At 74.6% G+C, this 16985-nt stretch carries 17 protein-coding genes and 1 tRNA gene; 3 read left to right on the top strand and 15 right to left on the bottom strand.

What is annotated here, in order from left to right; genetic code table 11:
- Positions 1–10: 10 nt before the first annotated feature.
- The 6 genes from CLV37_RS05130 to CLV37_RS05105 form a co-directional block, all read right to left on the bottom strand.
- Positions 11–1378 (bottom strand): protein kinase domain-containing protein, encoded by a 1368-nt coding sequence (locus CLV37_RS05130; protein ID WP_106207814.1) that lies wholly within the window; start codon positions 1376–1378, stop codon positions 11–13.
- Complete coding sequence (locus CLV37_RS05125; RefSeq protein ID WP_106207812.1) at positions 1375–2184, bottom strand: hypothetical protein; 810 nt, start codon at positions 2182–2184, stop codon at positions 1375–1377. The genes CLV37_RS05130 and CLV37_RS05125 overlap by 4 nt, the downstream gene beginning before the upstream one ends.
- Before the next feature lie 77 nt (positions 2185–2261).
- A complete protein-coding gene (locus tag CLV37_RS05120) occupies positions 2262–2762 on the bottom strand; it encodes a GNAT family N-acetyltransferase (protein ID WP_211298409.1) in 501 nt (166 codons plus the stop codon).
- A 3-nt stretch (positions 2763–2765) separates the two neighbouring features.
- The gene (gene leuS / locus CLV37_RS05115; protein ID WP_106207810.1) at positions 2766–5297 is read right to left on the bottom strand and encodes a leucine--tRNA ligase; all 2532 of its coding nucleotides are present in this window, start codon (positions 5295–5297) and stop codon (positions 2766–2768) included.
- 223 nt (positions 5298–5520) lie between these two features.
- Positions 5521–6384, bottom strand: coding sequence for a diguanylate cyclase domain-containing protein (locus CLV37_RS05110; protein ID WP_146149299.1), 864 nt, complete (start codon positions 6382–6384; stop codon positions 5521–5523).
- Between the two features lie 136 nt (positions 6385–6520).
- Positions 6521–7354 (bottom strand): shikimate 5-dehydrogenase, encoded by an 834-nt coding sequence (locus CLV37_RS05105; RefSeq protein ID WP_106207805.1) that lies wholly within the window; start codon positions 7352–7354, stop codon positions 6521–6523.
- Between the two features lie 41 nt (positions 7355–7395).
- On the opposite strand from CLV37_RS05105, the gene CLV37_RS05100 reads away from it, so the two are divergent.
- The gene (locus CLV37_RS05100; RefSeq protein WP_106207803.1) at positions 7396–8421 is read left to right on the top strand and encodes an LLM class flavin-dependent oxidoreductase; all 1026 of its coding nucleotides are present in this window, start codon (positions 7396–7398) and stop codon (positions 8419–8421) included.
- 108 nt (positions 8422–8529) lie between these two features.
- A complete protein-coding gene (locus CLV37_RS05095; RefSeq protein ID WP_170127061.1) occupies positions 8530–9333 on the top strand; it encodes a serine hydrolase in 804 nt (267 codons plus the stop codon).
- Positions 9334–9389: 56 nt separating this feature from the next.
- Here the strand turns inward: CLV37_RS05095 and CLV37_RS05090 are convergent.
- The 5 genes from CLV37_RS05090 to CLV37_RS27390 all read right to left on the bottom strand — a co-directional run bounded on the left by CLV37_RS05090 (position 9390) and on the right by CLV37_RS27390 (position 11392).
- A tRNA-Ala gene (locus CLV37_RS05090) sits at positions 9390–9462 on the bottom strand.
- A 79-nt stretch (positions 9463–9541) separates the two neighbouring features.
- Positions 9542–10168: a histidine phosphatase family protein gene (locus CLV37_RS05085; RefSeq protein ID WP_106207799.1), complete on the bottom strand. Its 627-nt coding sequence runs from the start codon at positions 10166–10168 to the stop codon at positions 9542–9544.
- A 10-nt stretch (positions 10169–10178) separates the two neighbouring features.
- Positions 10179–10559: a ribosome silencing factor gene (gene rsfS / locus CLV37_RS05080; protein WP_106207797.1), complete on the bottom strand. Its 381-nt coding sequence runs from the start codon at positions 10557–10559 to the stop codon at positions 10179–10181.
- Between the two features lie 30 nt (positions 10560–10589).
- A complete protein-coding gene (gene nadD / locus CLV37_RS05075) occupies positions 10590–11237 on the bottom strand; it encodes a nicotinate-nucleotide adenylyltransferase (protein WP_106208528.1) in 648 nt (215 codons plus the stop codon).
- On the bottom strand, positions 11234–11392 hold the full coding sequence (locus CLV37_RS27390) for a hypothetical protein (protein ID WP_170127057.1): 159 nt from the start codon (positions 11390–11392) through the stop codon (positions 11234–11236). Before CLV37_RS27390 ends, nadD begins: the two co-directional genes overlap by 4 nt.
- A gap of 86 nt (positions 11393–11478) precedes the next feature.
- On the opposite strand from CLV37_RS27390, the gene CLV37_RS05070 reads away from it, so the two are divergent.
- Positions 11479–12447, top strand: coding sequence for a glycosyltransferase (locus CLV37_RS05070; RefSeq protein WP_106208526.1), 969 nt, complete (start codon positions 11479–11481; stop codon positions 12445–12447).
- Here the strand turns inward: CLV37_RS05070 and CLV37_RS05065 are convergent.
- The 4 genes from CLV37_RS05065 to obgE form a co-directional block, all read right to left on the bottom strand.
- Positions 12432–13736 (bottom strand): glutamate-5-semialdehyde dehydrogenase, encoded by a 1305-nt coding sequence (locus CLV37_RS05065; RefSeq protein ID WP_106207795.1) that lies wholly within the window; start codon positions 13734–13736, stop codon positions 12432–12434. The genes CLV37_RS05070 and CLV37_RS05065 overlap by 16 nt on opposite strands.
- 124 nt (positions 13737–13860) lie before the next feature.
- Complete coding sequence (locus tag CLV37_RS05060) at positions 13861–14244, bottom strand: hypothetical protein (protein WP_106207793.1); 384 nt, start codon at positions 14242–14244, stop codon at positions 13861–13863.
- Between the two features lie 41 nt (positions 14245–14285).
- Positions 14286–15434, bottom strand: coding sequence for a glutamate 5-kinase (gene proB, locus CLV37_RS05055; protein ID WP_106207791.1), 1149 nt, complete (start codon positions 15432–15434; stop codon positions 14286–14288).
- Positions 15431–16972 (bottom strand): GTPase ObgE, encoded by a 1542-nt coding sequence (gene obgE / locus CLV37_RS05050; RefSeq protein WP_106208524.1) that lies wholly within the window; start codon positions 16970–16972, stop codon positions 15431–15433. Before obgE ends, proB begins: the two co-directional genes overlap by 4 nt.
- Positions 16973–16985 lie beyond the last annotated feature (13 nt).

The following is a 16985-nucleotide window of genomic DNA, read 5'->3' as shown; positions in this document are numbered from 1 at the left end:
GGACCGGGGCTCAGAGCACCTCGAACGGCCCGGAGTCGACGACGAACGTGCTCAACGGCTCCACGTCGGCCGGCAGGGGCCGCCACCCGTCCGCGGAGTTCTCCGCGAGCCACGCCGTGGCCTGCCGCTGCCGCTGGGGGCTCAGGCGGGCCAGGGCCACGTCGAACACGATGCCCTGGGCCGCGGCGTAGGAGCTGAGCTGCAGCGGGTCGGTCTGGAAGCAGCCGTCCCCGTCGGGCCGCACCACGCCCAGCGGGTACCACGTCTGGCTGCCGGGTCGCCCGTCGTGGCCGACGGGCAGGCGCCGGGGGAAGGAGACGATCCACAGCGACCCAGGGCCGGCCGCGACCAGCTCCGGCGCGACCCGGCCCGACAGCTCCAGGGAGAGGTGACCGTGGACGGCGTAGCCGAGGTGGCTGACCTCGGTGAGACCGGGTCCGGGGCCGGGGACCACCGCGTCGACGGTGGTCGTCACCGGGCAGCCGGCAGCCGTCGTGCTCGCGGCGGTGCTGCCCGTCAGCACGAGGCAGGCGACGAGGGCGGCTCCCAGCGCGCTCAGCCGCACCTCGCGCCGGGTCCGGTCCCTCGCCGCACCGGTGGGGACGGGCGGGACGCCGGCCGGAGCCTGCCCCGCGGCGGCCGCCACGAGCCGCCGGTGCAGGTCGTGGGCGTCGGCGGGCCGGTCGGCCGGGTGCACCGAGGCGGCCCGGGTCAGGACCCGCTCGACCGCCGGGGGCAGGTTCTCGGGGTCGGCGAGGCGGTCGTGCACCTGCAGCAGGGTCAGCGCGGTGGAGTAGACGTCGCTGCGCGGCCCGGGCACGGCCCCGGGGCGGCCCAGTTCGGGGGCGAGGTAGTACGGCGTGCCCGCCGGCGCGTCGCGCGTCGTGCCGTCGACGGGCATCACCAGCCCGAGGTCGGTCAACGACCAGCGTCCCGCCCTCAGCAGGACGTTGGCGGGTTTCACGTCGCGGTGGACGTGCCCGGCGGCGTGGACGGCCCCCAGACCGGACAGCAGGTCCGTCACGAGGACGTGCCACTGGGTGGACGTCGGGCGGTGCTCGGCCAGCCAGTCCTGCAGCGACGTCTCGTGCAGCTCGGTCGTGATCCAGGCACGCTCACCGGGTCCGGGCCGGGCGTGCCCGACGAGCCGGGTCACGTGCGGGTGCCCGGACAGTGCGGTGTGCAGGGCGCACTCGGCCTCGAAGCGCCGGTGGTCGTGCTCGCTGAGCGGCTCGTGCCACACCTTCCACGCCAGCAGCGCACCGGAGGCGACGTCCCGGACGCGGTGGACGGTGCCCACCCCTCCGGTGCCCAGGACGCCCAGGACCTCCAGGTCGGGGTGCGCGGCCAGCGGTGCGCCGGCGCCGGGCGCGCTCACGACCGGGCCGTCCCGTCGGTGGGCGGGGACGGCAGCAGGCGCAGGTCGTCGGTGTCGATGCGGTGGTGGGCGACGAGGACGTGCGCCAGGTCGTAGTAGGCCGGCAGCCTCAGCGTCCGGCGGTCTCCCGGCGGGCGCTCACCGGGGACGGGGTGAGCGGGGGCGCAGCAGTCGCACAGTTCGTCGACCAGCCGCCGGGCCGTGCGCGCGCTGCGCAGCCGCAGCGTCACCGCCACCTCGCTGTAGGAGGCGGGGAACCGCTCCCCGCGCAGCAGGGGCGCGCACACAGCGACCGCGACCGCCCGCAGGTGGTCCGGCACGGCCGGGACCTCGAACCGGGTGGGGGAACCCGGCAGGACCCCGGCCCGCCCGGCGGGATCGGGCCGGGGGTGCGCTTCCTGGCGCACCAGCAGCTCGCAGCCGTCGGGGCCCAGGACGGTGCACACCGGTCCGGGCAGCGACCGGGCGGGGCCCCGGTCGGCGTCCGAGCGGCGCGGCGGCAGGTCCGGTTCGGGGGGCCGTCCGGGCACCTGCACCCGCAGCGCGTGGCTCAGGGCGAGGTTGCGCAGCCACAGCTCCCCGTCCATGCGGAAGACCACGCCGGCCACCCGCGCCAGGTCCGAGCCGTTGAGGGCGGACCAGACGACGATGTCGCACCGCTCGTCGTCGCGGCCGAAGGTGCGCCGGCAGCCCTCGGCGGGGAAGTCGTAGACCTCGTCCTGCTCGCCCGTGTACACGACGGTCAGCGACGGGCCGCCGGCCCGTCCGTCCGCCACCGGGGCCGTCGCCTCGCGCTCGCGTCGCACAGGCTGGTTCTAGCGCCTCCGGGGTCCGCGCGCAGCCGGTCGTGGAACGTGCGACGACCTCGTCGTCCGCGCCGGCCTCAGAGCTCCAGGACCGTCACCACGTGCGGGCGCCCCTCCTCCTCGGCCCGCCAGCCCTCGACCATCCCGAGCTTGCGGGTCACAGCGAGGCTGGCCGCGTTGTCCGGGTCGACGATCGAGATCAGGCGCGGCAGGCCCAGCCCGCGGGCGACCTCGACCCAGGCGCGCGCCGCCTCGGTCGCGAACCCCCGGTTCCAGGCGGGGCGGGCCAGCCGCCAGCCGATCTCCACCTCGTCGGGGTACCAGCGCATCCGGTGCAGCCCGGTGAAACCGACGAACTCCCCCGCGTGCTCCACGGCGGACAGACCGAAACCCAGCCGGTCGAAGCACCCGTCGCAGTAGTCGGCCAGCGCGTCCGAGGCCGCCCGGTCCAGCACCGACGGGAAGTACCGCATGACCTCCGGGTCGGCGTTCAGCGCCGCGAAGGGTCCGCGGTCGGCCGCCGTCCACCGCCGCAGCACGAGGCGCGGGGTGGGCGGCGGCAGGACGGTCACCGGCACGGGTCAGGCGGTGACGACGTTGACCAGCTTCGGCGCGCGGACGATGACGGTCCGCACGCTCCGGCCCTCGATCGCGGCGCGCACCTTGTCCGAGGCCATCGCCAGTTCCTGCAACGCCTCGGCCGTGATGTCGGGCGCCACCTCCAGACGGTCGCGGACCTTGCCCTTGACCTGCACGACGCACGTCACGGTGTCCTCGACCAGCAGCGCCTCGTCGACCGCGGGCCAGCCGGCACGGGCGACGGCCGGTTCGTGGCCCAGCAACGACCACATGTCCTCGGCCACGTACGGGGCGAACAGGGACAGCACGATCGCGACGGCCTCGGTGGCCTCCCGCACGGCCGCATCGCCCGCGCCGGGACCGGAGTCGATGGCCTTGCGGGTCGCGTTGACCAGTTCCATGACGCGGGCGACGGCGACGTTGAAGCGGTACGCCTCGACGTGCTGGGCGACCTCGTGCAGCGTCCGGTGCGTCACCTGCCGCAGGGCCAGGTCACCCGTCGCCGGGTCGGCCCCCGCGGCCGAGGTCACGTCGCGCGCCAGCCGCCACGCCCGGCCCAGGAACTTCGCCGACCCCGACGGGGACACGTCGGCCCAGTCGATGTCGTCCTCGGGCGGGCCCGCGAACGCCATCGTCAGCCGGATCGCGTCGACGCCGTGCTCCTCCAGCTGGTCGGAGAGCCGGACGATGTTGCCCTTCGACTTGCTCATCGCCGAGCCCTCCATCTGCACCATGCCCTGGTTCAGCAGGCGGGTGAAGGGTTCGTCGAAGGGCACGTAGCCCAGGTCGTGCAGCACCTTGGTGATGAACCGCGCGTACAGCAGGTGCAGGATCGCGTGGGTCACGCCGCCGACGTACTGGTCGATCGGGCCCCACTGGCCGATCAGGTCCGTGTCGAACGCCTTGGTGTCGTCGTGCGGGGACACGAACCGCAGGTAGTACCAGGAGGAGTCCACGAAGGTGTCCATCGTGTCCGGGTCCCGGCGCGCGGGGCTGCCGTCGACGGGGCTGGGCACGTTCACCCAGTGCTCGGCCGCCCCCAGCGGGGAGGTGCCCTTGGGGGTGAGGTTCAGCCCCTCCGACGGCGGCAGCAGGACGGGCAGCTGGTCCTCGGGGACGGGGACCTCACCGGTCTCGGTGTGCACGATCGGGATGGGGGTGCCCCAGTAGCGTTGCCGGGAGATCAGCCAGTCGCGCAGCCGGTAGTTCTTCGCCGGCCGGCCCTTGCCCTGCTCGGCCAGCAGCTCGATCGCCTGCGCGATGCCGGCCTTCTTGTCCAGCCCGTCCAGCGGGCCGGAGTTGACCAGCACGCCGTCGCCCGCGGTCGCCTCGCCGGACACGGCCGGGTCGGGCAGCGGGTTCCCGTCGCCGTCGCGCACGTCGACGACGACCCGCACGGGCAGGCCGAAGGTGCGCGCGAAGTCCAGGTCCCGCTGGTCGTGGGCGGGGACGGCCATGATGGCGCCCGTGCCGTAGTCGGCCAGGACGTAGTCGGCGGCCCAGATCGGCAGCTTCTCGCCGTTGACGGGGTTGAGCGCGAAGCGGCCCAGGTCGACGCCGGTCTTCTCGCGCTCGGAGGCCAGCCGGTCCATGTCGGAGGTCTCCTGCACCCGGGTGCGGTAGGCCTCGAACTGCTCGCGGACCTCCGGCGCCGACCCGGCGGCCAGTTCCTCGGCCAGGTCGGAGTCGGCGGCCACGACCATGAACGTCGCACCGTGCAAGGTGTCGGGACGGGTCGTGTAGACGGTGACCGGCTCGTCGCGGCCCTCGATGGCGAACTCGACCTCAGCGCCGGTGGAGCGCCCGATCCAGTTGCGCTGCATCGAGATGACTTTGGCGGGCCACTGGCCCTCCAGGGTGTCCAGGTCGTCCAGCAGCCGGTCGGCGTACTCGGTGATCCGGAAGTACCACTGGGTCAGCTTCTTCTTCACGACCTTCGCACCGGAGCGCTCCGACGTGCCGTCGGGCAGCACCTGCTCGTTGGCCAGGACCGTCTGGTCGACCGGGTCCCAGTTGACCAGGGAGTCCTTGCGGTAGGCCAGGCCCTTCTCGTACAGCTTCAGGAACAGCCACTGGTTCCACTTGTAGTACTCGGGGTCGGACGTGTGCAGGACGCGGTCCCAGTCGAACGAGCACGCGTAGCGGCGCATCGAGGCGCGCTGCTGGGCGATGTTGTCGTACGTCCACCGCCGCGGGTCCAGGCCGCGCTTGATGGCGGCGTTCTCGGCCGGCAGCCCGAACGCGTCCCAGCCGATGGGGTGCATGACGTCGAAACCGCGCTGCAGCCAGTACCGCGCGATGACGTCACCCAGCGCGTACGCCTCGGCGTGGCCCATGTGCAGGTCGCCGGAGGGGTAGGGGAACATGTCGAGCACGTACTTCTTGGGCCGGGTGTCCCCCGGCTCCCCGCTGCGGAACGGCTTCAGCTCGTCCCAGACCGGCAACCACTTGTCCTGCAGGGCGAACGCGTCGTAGCGCTGGCCGTCCTGCTCCTCGGTCTGCTCCTGGGCGTGCTGCCCAACGTCCTGCGTCATCTCGTCCTCCCGGTGCTGTCGTGCTCCCGCACCCCGAACTTGCCCTGGAACAGCGAAAGACCCCTCACGCAGGAGGGGTCACGACGCGAGCACCTGCGATCTGCAGCAGCTCAGCGCCGGCTGGGAAGTCGACGGGACGACACGGGGGCAAGCCTACTGCAGGCGCCGTCGACGACCTGCGCGTCGGGGTCGGCCCGAGCGCAGGGAGGGGACGGCGCGCAGGTCAGGGCCGCTGCTCGGGGCGCGCGCTGCGGTCGCTGCGCCGGCGCCCCCACCCGTGCTGGGGGGCGCTGCGGCGCAACGCCCGGCGCTGCGCGAGGGCCTGCTCGGCACGGACCAGCAGGTCGGCGACCCCGCCCTCGTCCCAGGGGGCCAGCACGGAGGCGCCGACCTCGACGGCCAGGCGCGCCGTGCGGTCCCCGCCGCCGGCCAGGCGGCCCTGGGCCAGGCCGACGCGGATGCGCCGCTCCAGCTCCTGGGCGTGCAGCCCGGCACCGGGGCCCAGGACGATGAACCGCCCCTCGCCCTCGCGGGCCACGACGTCGGAGGTGCGGGTCGCGCCGCGCAGCGCGGCCGCCGCGGCGGCCCACTCGGCTTCGCGCTGCAGGCGGACGTCGTCGGCCGTCCGCGCCCCCTCCCCGAGCCGGACGCCCGGGGTGACCTCGACGACGCAGGCGTGCACGGCACCGCCGGAGCGGCGCGCGGACTCCAGGACCTGGTGGCCCACCAGCAGCAGGCCGCGGCGGTTGAGCAGGCCGGTCACGGCGTCGTTGACGTTCTCGTCGCGGGCGGTCTCCAGCGCCGACAGCAGCTGGTCGGCGCTGCGCTCGGCCTGCCGGTGGGCGCGCACGCTGCCGGCCAGGGCCACGGCCAGCACGACCACGAGGACCCCCGCGGCGGCCAGCGCCACGACGAGGGCGGTCGTCGACGAGGCGAGCACGGCGGCCAGCGTCACGGCGACGGCACCGAGCGCAGGCACGAGCAGCAGCGCGGCGCCCAGCCCCCGCCCACCCGAGGCGCTGCTGGCCCGCTGCGGGTGGACCACGGGCACGGCGGGACCGGGCGCGTCGGGACCGGGCGGGCTCATCACCCCTTCGACGTCGGCAGCGCGCGCGTCCGCCTGGAGACGGCGAGAGGGTGACGACGACGATGACGAGGACGACGGGGAGGGCGACGAGGACACGTCACGATCCTCCCGCGCGCAGGGCCCCACGGGGCGCTCCTCACACCGGACGGCGGGAGAACTCACCCGCTCGGCGCACCTGGTCGGGGCTCGGACGGACGCCGGTGTACAGCGCGAACTGCTCGGCGGCCTGCAGGGCGGCGACCTCGGTGCCCGTCACGACGGTCCGCCCGAGCTCGCGGGCCAGGCGGACGAGGGGGGTGTCCTCGGGGACGGCGACGACCTCGAAGACGGCCCGGGCGGCCTCGACGACCTCGCGGGCGACGGGCAGGTCGTGCTCGGCGGGTCCGCCGGCCATGCCCACGGGGGTGGCGTTCAGGACCAGCGCGGGGCGCTCGGCCCCCAGCGCGGGCAGCCAGCGGGCGCCGTACTGCGCGGCCAGGGGCACACCGGTGGTCTCGTTGCGGGCGACGACGAGCAGGTCGTCGAAGCCGGTGTCGCGCAGCGCGGCGAGGCAGGCCTTGGCCATGCCGCCGCTGCCGAGGACGGCCGCGGGGCCCCGCCCCGTCCCGTCCGGGGTGATGCCGTGCTCGGCGAGCAGGGTCACCACGGCGAGGTAGTCGGTGTTGTGCGCGACGAGCCGGCCGCCGGTGTTGACGATCGTGTTGACGGAGTCGATGGCGGCGGCGGAGGCCTCCAGCTCGTCGACGAGGGCGATGACGTCCTCCTTGTAGGGCATGGAGATCCCGGCGCCGCGGATGCCCAGGGCCCGGATGCCGCCGATCGCGGCGGGCAGGTCGTCGGTGGTGAAGGCCTTGTAGACGAAGTCGAGGCCGAGTTCGGCGTAGAGGAAGTTGTGGAAGCGGGTGCCGAGGTTGCTGGGGCGGCCCGACAGTGACAGGCAGAGCTGGGTGTCCTTGGAGATCACCGTCACAGTGTGGAACAGACTCGACTTGTTGATGGTTCAATGACCACGTGAAGCGCATCGGATTCCTGTCCTTCGGGCACTACCAGCCGGTCCAGGGCTCGGCCGCCCGGACCGCGCGCGAGGCCCTCGTTCAGACCGTCGAGCTCGCGGTCGCCGCCGAGGAGCTCGGCTTCGACGGCGCCTACGTGCGGGTGCACCACTTCGCCCGCCAGCAGGCCGCTCCGTACCCGGTCCTGGCGGCCATGGCGGCCCGCACCAGCCGGATCGAGCTCGGCACGGGCGTCATCGACATGCGGTACGAGAACCCGCTGTACGCCGCCGAGGAGGCGGCCATGACGGACCTGCTGTCCGGGGGCCGCCTCCAGCTCGGCGTGAGCCGGGGATCACCCGAGCCCGCCCTGCACGGCCCGGCCACCTTCGGGTACGTCCCCGCCGACGGTGAGACCGAGGCCGACATGGCCCGCCGGCACACCGACGTCTTCCGCCGCGCCATCGCCGGCGCCGGCGTCGCGGAGTCGAACCCGCGCATGACCGGCCGCAGCGTGACGCTGCCGATCCTGCCGCAGTCCCCCGGCCTCGCCGACCGGATCTGGTGGGGTTCGGGCACCCGCGAGACCGCCCGGTGGACGGCCGAGCAGGGCATGAACCTCATGAGCTCGACCCTGCTCACCGAGGACACCGGCATTCCCTTCGATGAGCTGCAGGCCGAGCAGATCGCCCTGTTCCGGCAGGTGTGGAAGGAGTCGGGCTGGGAGCGCGAGCCTCGGGTCTCGGTGTCCCGCAGCGTCATGCCCATCGTCAACGACCTCGACGAGGCCTACTTCGGCCGGGACCGCGGCTCCACCGACCAGGTGGGTTCCCTCGGCGAGCCGGGTCTGGCCCGGTTCGGCAAGACCTACGCGGGCGACCCCGACCAGGTGGCCGAGGACCTCGCCAAGGACGCGGCCGTGCGCGAGGCCGACACGCTGCTGGTGACGATCCCGAACGCCCTCGGGGTCGACTACAACGCCCACCTCATGAGCTCGATCGTCGAGCACGTCGCGCCGGCGCTGGGCTGGAAGCCCTCGGTCTGAGCCCTCGGCCCGGGTTCCCGGTGCGGTGCCGCACCCACCGGGGGCTCGGGCCTGGTGTTCGGGCCCGGGTCGGCGCACCCTGGTGCTCCTCGACGAAGGAGGCGGGACGTGGACGTCTCGCGCGCAGCGACCCGCCGGCAGGTGGTGCGGGCCGGGATCGGCACCGGGATCCTCGCCGCCACGGGCCTCGCCCCCGACGAGGTCACGTTCTGGGCGGAGGACCTGTTCTCCGGCCGCGGCGCCCGGCACCGCGCCGACGAGGCCCGTCCCGTCCTGACGCTGTCCGCCGGACTGGCGCTCGGCCTGCTGCTGTCCGACCGCGGGCCCCACGCCCTCACGGGACGGGTGCGCTACAGCGCCACCCAGCTCGTCAGGTCCTCCCCCGTGTGCGCCTGGCACGTACAGGACGGGCTGTCGGTCGCCCAGCTCGGCGACGCCGCCCTGCGCCGGGCCGACGCCACCGCGACCAACCTGCTGGTGGCCCGGGCCGGGGGCGCGGCGGCGCTCACCGCGTTCTGCCGCCGCCTCGGCGACCGGCGCACCCGGGTCGACCGCGCCGCCCCGGACTCGTGCACGGGCGCCCCCTGGGACCCCCAGGACACCACCACGACCGCGGCGCTGGCCCGGACCTACGGAGCGCTGCTGCTCGGCCGCGCCCTGGCGCCGGGTGCCCGGTCGCAGCTGCTGGACCTGCTCCCGACGACGGGCCTGACCGGCGGCTGGGCCGTGACGCACGCCGTCGCCTCGGGCCGCTACGGGACCGCCGCCCTCGTCGGGACGGCCCGGCGCGGGCGGCGGCAGGTGCTCGTGGCGGCCACCGTGCGGGCGGGGCAGCCCGCGGTGCTCGGCTCGCGCAGCGCGGTGACGCAGGTCGTGGTGGCCCTGCTCGAGGGCCTGGACCGCACCTGGTGAGGCGGACCCGCCGGGGACGACGAAGGGCCCGGACTCTCGTCCGGACCCTTCTGAGGTGGAGCTGAGGGGATTCGAACCCCTGACCCCCTCCATGCCATGGAGGTGCGCTACCAGCTGCGCCACAGCCCCTTGCTTCGTTCATCACCCTGGGTCTCCCCCTGGCGACGAAGAGAACACTACCGCACCGGCGGGGGTGCTGGTGACCACCTCAGCCCTCGGCGCCCACGGCAGCACCCGACGGGCCCGCGTTCCACTCCTCCAGGACCCAGCCGTGGCCCCGCCGGGTCAGCACCGCCCAGTGGCAGTTGCGGAAGCCGGCCAGCGCGGTCGTGGCCGAGGTGGGCAGGCCCACGAGCCGCAGGACGCCGGCCTTGAGCGCAGCCCCGTGCGCCACGACCAGGAGGGTGCCCTCGACGGCGCGGGCGTGCCGGTCCACGGCCTCGGCGACCCGGGTCCCCAGCTCCAGGCGGTTCTCCCCGCCGCCCATGCGCACGTCGTCGCCGCGGCGCCAGGCGGCGTACTCCCGGGGCCAGCGCGCCTCGATCTCGGCTCCCAGCAGCCCCTGCCAGGCTCCGGCGTCGACCTCGCGCAACGCGGGGTCGGTGCGCAGCGCGTGGCCCGTGCGGGACGTCAGCGCCCGCGCGGTCTCCACGGCGCGGGACAGGTCCGAGGCGACGACGGCGTCGACGGGCTGCTCGGCGAGGTGCGCGGCCGCCACGGCGGCCTGGGCCCGCCCGACGTCGTCCAGCGGGACGTCGAGCTGGCCCTGGAAGCGGTTCTCGGCGTTGAAGGTGGTGCGACCGTGCCGCCAGAGCACGACACGACGCGCGCTCACGACGTCGGGCTCAGGCCGAGGCGTCGCTCGCCGCGTGCTCGGGCAGCTCGATGAGGGGGCAGTCCTTCCACAGGCGCTCGAGGGCGTAGTACTCGCGCTCCTCGGTGTGCTGGACGTGCACGACGACGTCGACGAAGTCGAGCAGCACCCAGCGGCCCTCGCGCTCGCCCTCGCGGCGGACGGGCTTGGAGCCCAGGGGCAGGAGCTTCTCCTCGATGGCCTCGGCGATCGCGCGCACCTGGCGCTCGTTCGGGGCGGAGGCCAGCAGGAAGGCGTCGGTGATGTAGAGCTGGTCGGAGACGTCCAGCGCGATCACGTCGGTCGCGAGCTTGTCCGAAGCTGCTGCCGCAGCGGCGGTCACGAGCTCGAGAGAACGGTCGGAGGCAGGCACGAGACTCCTAGGAGGGGTGTTCGGGACGGTTCAGCCCTCTGATTCTCCCACGGCGACCGGGAGGTCCCCGTCCACGTGCGCGTACAGCCGGTGCTTGGAGATGTGCTGGACGACGCCGTCCGGCACGAGGTACCAGACCGGCAGCCCGTCGGCGACGCGGCGGCGGCAGTCGGTGGAGGAGATCGACAGGGCGGGGACCTCCAGGAGGCTGACGCCGTCCAGCGGCAGACCGTCGTCGCTCAGGGCGTGACCGGGGCGGCTGACGCCGACGAAGTGGGCCAGCGACCAGAGCTCGGCCACGTCCTTCCACTGCAGGATCTGGGCCAGCGCGTCGGCCCCCGTGATGAAGAAGAGGTCGGCCTCGGGCCGCAGGTCGTGCAGCTCGCGCAGGGTGTCGATCGTGTAGGTGAAGCCGCCGCGGTCGATGTCGACGCGCGACACCGTGAACCGCGGGTTCGACGCCGTCGCGATGACCGTCATGAGGTAGCGGTGCTCGGCGGGGGCGATGTCCCCGCGCGACTTCTGCCACGGCCGGCCGGTGGGGACGAACACGACCTCGTCGAGCTCGAACCGGGCGGCCACCTCGCTGGCCGCCACCAGGTGACCGTGGTGGATCGGGTCGAAGGTGCCGCCCATGACGCCGAGGCGCGGGCGGCGACCGTCCGCCGGGGACGTCAGTGACGGGTCCCGACGCTCTTGAAGCCCATCGTCACGATGAGCAGCGCCGCCAGCACGCAGAAGGCGATGGTCGCGAAGACGTACGGCGAGGGCAGACCCGCACCGTGGGTCTCCTCGGTCGTCTGAGCGGCTTCGGCGACGAGAGCGGTCAGCATGGGGTCCTCCGTGAAGCGTGCGGGTCGAACGTGCGGGCCAGTCTCGCACGTCCGCCCCGCGACGGCTGCGGCAGGATCGCCGTGTGATCCCCGACGATCGGCCGGCCCTGTCGGTGGTGGTGCCCGCCTTCGACGAGGCGGAGGTCCTGCCCGTCCTCGCCGGCCGGTTGCGGCCCGTCCTGGACGCCCTGGTGGCGGACGGCCTGGGCGGGTACGAGGTGCTCGTCGTCGACGACGGCAGCGCCGACGCCACCCCCGTCGTGCTGGCGCGGCTGCGCCGGGACTGGCCGCAGCTGCGGGTCGTGCGGTTGCGCACCAACTCCGGCCACCAGGCCGCGCTGTCGGCGGGGCTGGCCCGGGCCCGGGGCCGCACGGGGGTGGTGACGATGGACGCCGACCTGCAGGACCCGCCCGAGGTGCTGCCCCGGCTGCTGGCCGCGGCCGAGGAGGGTCACGACGTCGTCTACGCCGTGCGCCGGGACCGCTCGGTGGACTCTCCGGCCAAGCGGCTGACCGCGGCCGCCTTCTACCGGCTGGTGCGCGCACTGGGCGGTCGCGCCCCCGAGCAGGCCGGCGACTTCCGGTTCACCACCCGCGTCGTCGTCGACACCGTCCTGCAGCTGCCGGAGGCGCACCGCGTGCTGCGGCTCGTGATCCCCGACCTGGGGTTCACCTCCACGACGGTCGGGTACGTGCGCGAGGCGCGGGGCGCGGGGCGCACGAAGTACCCCCTGGCCCGCATGCTGCGCCTGTCGCTGGACGCCATCACGGGGTCCTCGACCGCTCCCCTGCGGCTCGCGACGTTCTTCGGCCTCGGCGGCGCGGTGCTGACGTCCCTGCTGCTGCTCTACGCGATCGTCTCGTTCGTCGCCGGCCGGACCGTGCCGGGGTGGACGTCGACGCTGGCCGTCGTCGCGGGCGTCGGCACCCTGCAGCTGCTGTGCCTGGGCGTGCTGGGCGAGTACGTGGGCCGGCTCTACGTGCAGCTGCAGAACCGGCCCACCTACCTCGTGGCCAGCGACTCCCTCGAGGAGTCCCGTCAGACCCGCACGTGACCGTCGCCGAGGACCTGCCAGGTCGTCGTCGTCAGCTCCGCCAGGCCCATGGGGCCGCGCGCGTGCAGCTTCTGCGTCGAGATGCCCACCTCGGCCCCCAGGCCGAACTCCCCGCCGTCGGTGAAGCGCGTCGAGGCGTTGACGGCCACGACCGCGGAGTCGACGGCGGCGCAGAAGTAGTCGGTGACGCGGATGTCGGTGGCCAGGACGGCCTCGGTGTGCGCCGACGTCCAGCGCCCGATGTGCTCGACGGCCTCCTCGACCGAGTCGACGACGCCGACGGCGATCTCGAGCCCGTGGAACTCCGCGGCCCAGTCCTCGTCGGTCACCGCCTGCGCGGGGACGTCCGCGACCCGGGCGGCGGCCAGCGACCGCTCGTCGGCGTGCAGGACGACGCCCGCGGCGTGCAGGGCGCTCAGCAGGGTCGGCAGGAAGTCGGCCGCGAGCGCCGAGTGGACCAGCACCGTCTCGGCGGCGTTGCAGACGCTGGGGCGGGAGGTCTTGGCGTTCAGGACGACGTCGACGGCCCGGGCCAGGTTCGCGGAGGCGTCGACGTAGACGTGGCAGTTGCCGACGCCGGTCTCGATGACGGGGACGGTGGCCTCGCGCACGACGCGCTGGATGAGGTCGGCTCCCCCGCGCGGGACGAGGAGGTCCACGAGCCCGCGGGCGGTGAGCAGGACGCCGACCCCGTCGCGGCCGTGCTCGTCGATGCTGGTGACGGCGTCGGCGGGCAGCCCGGCCGACTCCAGGGCACCGCGGACGACCTCGACGAGGACGGTGTTGCTGCTCATCGCAGCCGACCCGCCGCGCAGGACGACGGCGTTGCCGCTCTTGAGGGCGAGGACCGCGACGTCGACCGTCACGTTGGGCCGGGCCTCGTAGACGACGCCGAGGACGCCCATGGGCACGCGCAGCTGGCGCAGCCGCAGGCCGTTGGGCAGCGTCGAGCCGCGCACGACCTCCCCCACGGGGTCGGGCAGCGCGGCGACCTCGCGGACGGCGCCGGCGATGGCGGCGATGCGCTCGGGGCTCAGGGCGAGGCGGTCCAGCAGGTGCTCGTCGGTCCCCTGCGCCCGGCCGCGGGCGAGGTCCTGCTCGTTGGCGGCCACGATGCGGTCCGTCGCAGCCTCCAGGGCGTCCGCGATCGCCTGCAGCGCAGCGTCCTTCGTGGCCCGCGTCGCGACCCGCAGCGGTCGGGAGGCGACCTTGGCGGCTCGGCAGGTGGCCAGGACGGCGTCCTGCACGGAGACGGCGGGGGCCACACTGGGGTCCACGGCGAGAGTCATGCGGTCAGCGTACGCCCCGCACCCCGGATCGTTGAACGATTTCGAGGGTGTCCGTTCCGGCACGTTGCCTCCCCGGTCCCGTTCAACGGGACCGGGGAGGCAACGTGCCGGAACCCGTCCCACCTCACCAGGGAGCGATGTCGCCGATCAGGTCCAGGGTGCGGGGGCGGCGGGCGGACAGCCCGCGCCGGTGCCGGCCGGTGGCCTGCGCGCGGTGCTCCACCGTCGCCCGGTCGACGACCTCCAGACCCGCCACCGACCACGCCGGCAACCCCGCGCTGACGCGGTGCTCGGGCCACAGCCGCAGCGCCATGGCGGCCGCGTCGTCGACGTCGCGGGCCTCGTCCCAGTAGCGCAGCTCCGCCCGCGTCGCGCTGTAGCGCACGCTGGACAGGAACGGGTGCTGGGCCAGCAGCCGGTCCAGCGCGGCCCGGACCTCGCAGACGTCCACCGCCTCACCGGCGACCGTCAGCGTCACCGACCACAGCGGCAGCGACTCAGACCCCACGCTCGAAACCTCCAGCCCGAGAGATGAGGGTCGCTGCGGGTTCAACGCCCCAGGAGGACCAAGTGGTCGCGGTGCACGACCTCGCGCTCGTACGCCGCACCCCACTGCCGGGCCAGCTCGCGCGTGGACCGCCCCAGCATCTCCGGCAGTTCCTCCGAGGAGTAGTTCACCAGTCCCCGGGCCACGGCGTGGCCGTTTCCGTCGACGAGGTCGACCGGGTCCCCCGCCCGGAACCGTCCCGCCAGCCCCACGACACCCGCCGGCAGCAGGGAGGAGCGGTTGCCCCGCACCGCCTTCACGGCCCCGTCGTCCAGGACGAGCCGGCCGGCGGGGGCGGCGGCGTGCGCCAGCCACAGCTGCCGGGTGCTGCGGCGGGCGCGACGCGACGCGGGCACCGAGAACCACGTCCCCACGTCCTGCCCCGCCAGCGCCTCCTCGGCCAGCGCGGCGGAGGTGAGCAGGGTGGGCACCCCGGCGGACACCGCGATGCCGGCGGCCTCGACCTTGGTGGTCATCCCCCCGGTCCCCACCCCCGCGGCCCCGGCCGCACCGACCGTGACCGCGTCCAGGTCCTCCGGGCCCCGCACGAGGGGGATGCGCCGCGCGCCCGGCGTCGAGGGCGGGGCAGTGTGCAGCGCGTCGACGTCGGACAGCAGCACCAGGGCGTCGGCCCGCACCAGGTGCGCGACGAGCGCGGCCAGCCGGTCGTTGTCGCCGAAGCGGATCTCGTGGGTCGCGACGGTGTCGTTCTCGTTGACCACCGGCACCACCCCGAGCGTCAGCAGCCGCTCCAGGGTGCGCTGGGCGTTGCCGTAGTGCGTGCGCCGCACCACGTCCTCGGCCGTCAGCAGCACCTGCCCCACGGTCAGCCCCGCGTGCGCGAAGGCGCGCGCGTACTCCGCCAGCAGCAGTCCCTGCCCGACGCTGGCCGCCGCCTGCTGGCTGGCCAGGTCGCGGGGCCGCTTGGTCAGGCCCAACGGCGCCAGGCCCGCGGCGATGGCCCCCGAGGAGACGAGGACGACGTCGCCGCCGCCGACCCGGCGCCGGGCCAGCACGTCGACGAGCGCGTCCAGCCGGGAGGCGTCCAGGCCCCCGGCGGCCGTCGTCAGCGAGGACGACCCGACCTTGACGACGACGCGGCGCGCACCGGCGAGGTCCTCGCGCCGGGCGAGCGCGGACGGGACGCTCATGCGCCGTCGTCGTCCCCGGTGTCCCCGGCGTCCTCGTCGGTGGAGGTCCAGTGCCCGGCCCGGCGCTCGGCCTCCAGCTCGCCGCGGGCGGCGGCCTTCGCGGCCCGGCGCTCGCGCTCCTGCTGGCGCTTGGCGTCGCGCGTGGGCCGGGAGTGGTCCTCCAGGCGCAGGTCCGACCCGCGCTGCCCCAGGACCTCGGCCCCGGCGACCATCGTGGGCTCCCAGTCGAAGACGACCGCGTTCGCGTCGTCGCCGATGACGACCTCGGCGCCGGGCGTCGCCCCGGCCTTGAACAGCTCGTCCTCGACGCCCAGGCGCGCGAGGCGGTCGGCGAGGTACCCGACGGCCTCGTCGTTGGTGAAGTCCGTCTGCCGGACCCACCGGCGCGGCTTCTCCCCGCGCACCCGGAACCGGACCTGGTCCTCGCCGTACTCCTCGCGCGTGACCCGGAACCCGGACTCGTCGACGGCCGGCGGGTTCAGCACGATGCGCTGCGGCACGGCCGCGGGTTCGGCGGCGCGGGAGGCGGCGACGAGCTCGGCCATGGCGAAGGACAGCTCGCGCAGACCGGTGTGCGCCACGGCGGAGACGACGAACACGGGGTCGCCGCGCTTCTCGAGGTCCTCGCGGACGATGTCGGCCATGTCCCGCGCGTCGGGCACGTCGGCCTTGTTGATGACGATGATCCGCGGCCGGTCCTGCAGCGGGACGGTGCCGTCGTCGACGGTGTAGGCCGCGAGCTCCTTCTCGATGGCCTCCAGGTCGGAGACCGGGTCGCGCGTGGACTCCAGGTTCGCGCCGTCGAGGACGTGCACGAGCGCGACGCAGCGTTCGACGTGGCGCAGGAAGTCCAGGCCCAGGCCGCGTCCCTCGCTGGCGCCGGGGATGAGACCGGGGACGTCGGCGACGGTGAACCGCGTCGAGCCGGCCTCGACGACGCCGAGGTTGGGGACGAGGGTCGTGAAGGGGTAGTCGGCGATCTTGGGCCGGGCCGCGGACAGCGCCGCGACCAGGCTCGACTTGCCGGCGCTGGGGAAGCCCACGAGCGCGATGTCGGCGAGGGTCTTCAGCTCGAGGGTGACGTCGACCACCTCACCGGGCTCGCCGAGCAGGGCGAAGCCGGGGGCCTTGCGCTTGGTGGTGGCCAGGGCCGCGTTGCCGAGGCCGCCGCGCCCGCCGGGGGCCACGACGTAGCGGGTCCCGGGGCCGACCATGTCGGCGAGCAGCTCGCCCTTGGCCGAGCGCACGATCGTGCCGTCGGGCACGCCGATGACGAGGTCCTCGCCCTCGGCGCCACTGCGGTGGTCGCCCATGCCGAAGCGGCCGTCGGGCGCGCTGCGGTGCGGGCGGCGGTGCAGGTCGAGCAGCGTCGTGACCTGCGGGTCGACCTCGAGGACGACGTCGCCGCCGCGGCCGCCGTTGCCGCCGTCGGGGCCGCCGAGGGGCTTGAACTTCTCGCGGTGCACCGAGGCGCACCCGTTGCCGCCGTCACCGCCGGACGCGTGCAGAACGACGCGATCGACGAAGTGCGTCGACATGGCCATCTCCCGT

Source organism: Kineococcus rhizosphaerae (assembly GCF_003002055.1).
Classification (GTDB): domain Bacteria; phylum Actinomycetota; class Actinomycetes; order Actinomycetales; family Kineococcaceae; genus Kineococcus; species Kineococcus rhizosphaerae.
Note: the sequence above shows the minus strand (reverse complement) of the source record. Positions and strands in the feature narration are given on the sequence as shown.

What these genes read in the sequence shown, in the direction of transcription:
- proB (WP_106207791.1), bottom strand. Translation starts at nt 15,434, where the DNA reads ATGAGCGTCCCGTCCGCGCTCGCCCGGCGCGAGGACCTCGCCGGTGCG.
- CLV37_RS05065 (WP_106207795.1), bottom strand. Translation starts at nt 13,736, where the DNA reads ATGACTCTCGCCGTGGACCCCAGTGTGGCCCCCGCCGTCTCCGTGCAG.
- CLV37_RS27390 (WP_170127057.1), bottom strand. Translation starts at nt 11,392, where the DNA reads ATGCTGACCGCTCTCGTCGCCGAAGCCGCTCAGACGACCGAGGAGACC.
- obgE (WP_106208524.1), bottom strand. Translation starts at nt 16,972, where the DNA reads ATGTCGACGCACTTCGTCGATCGCGTCGTTCTGCACGCGTCCGGCGGT.
- leuS (WP_106207810.1), bottom strand. Translation starts at nt 5,297, where the DNA reads ATGACGCAGGACGTTGGGCAGCACGCCCAGGAGCAGACCGAGGAGCAG.
- CLV37_RS05110 (WP_146149299.1), bottom strand. Translation starts at nt 6,384, where the DNA reads ATGAGCCCGCCCGGTCCCGACGCGCCCGGTCCCGCCGTGCCCGTGGTC.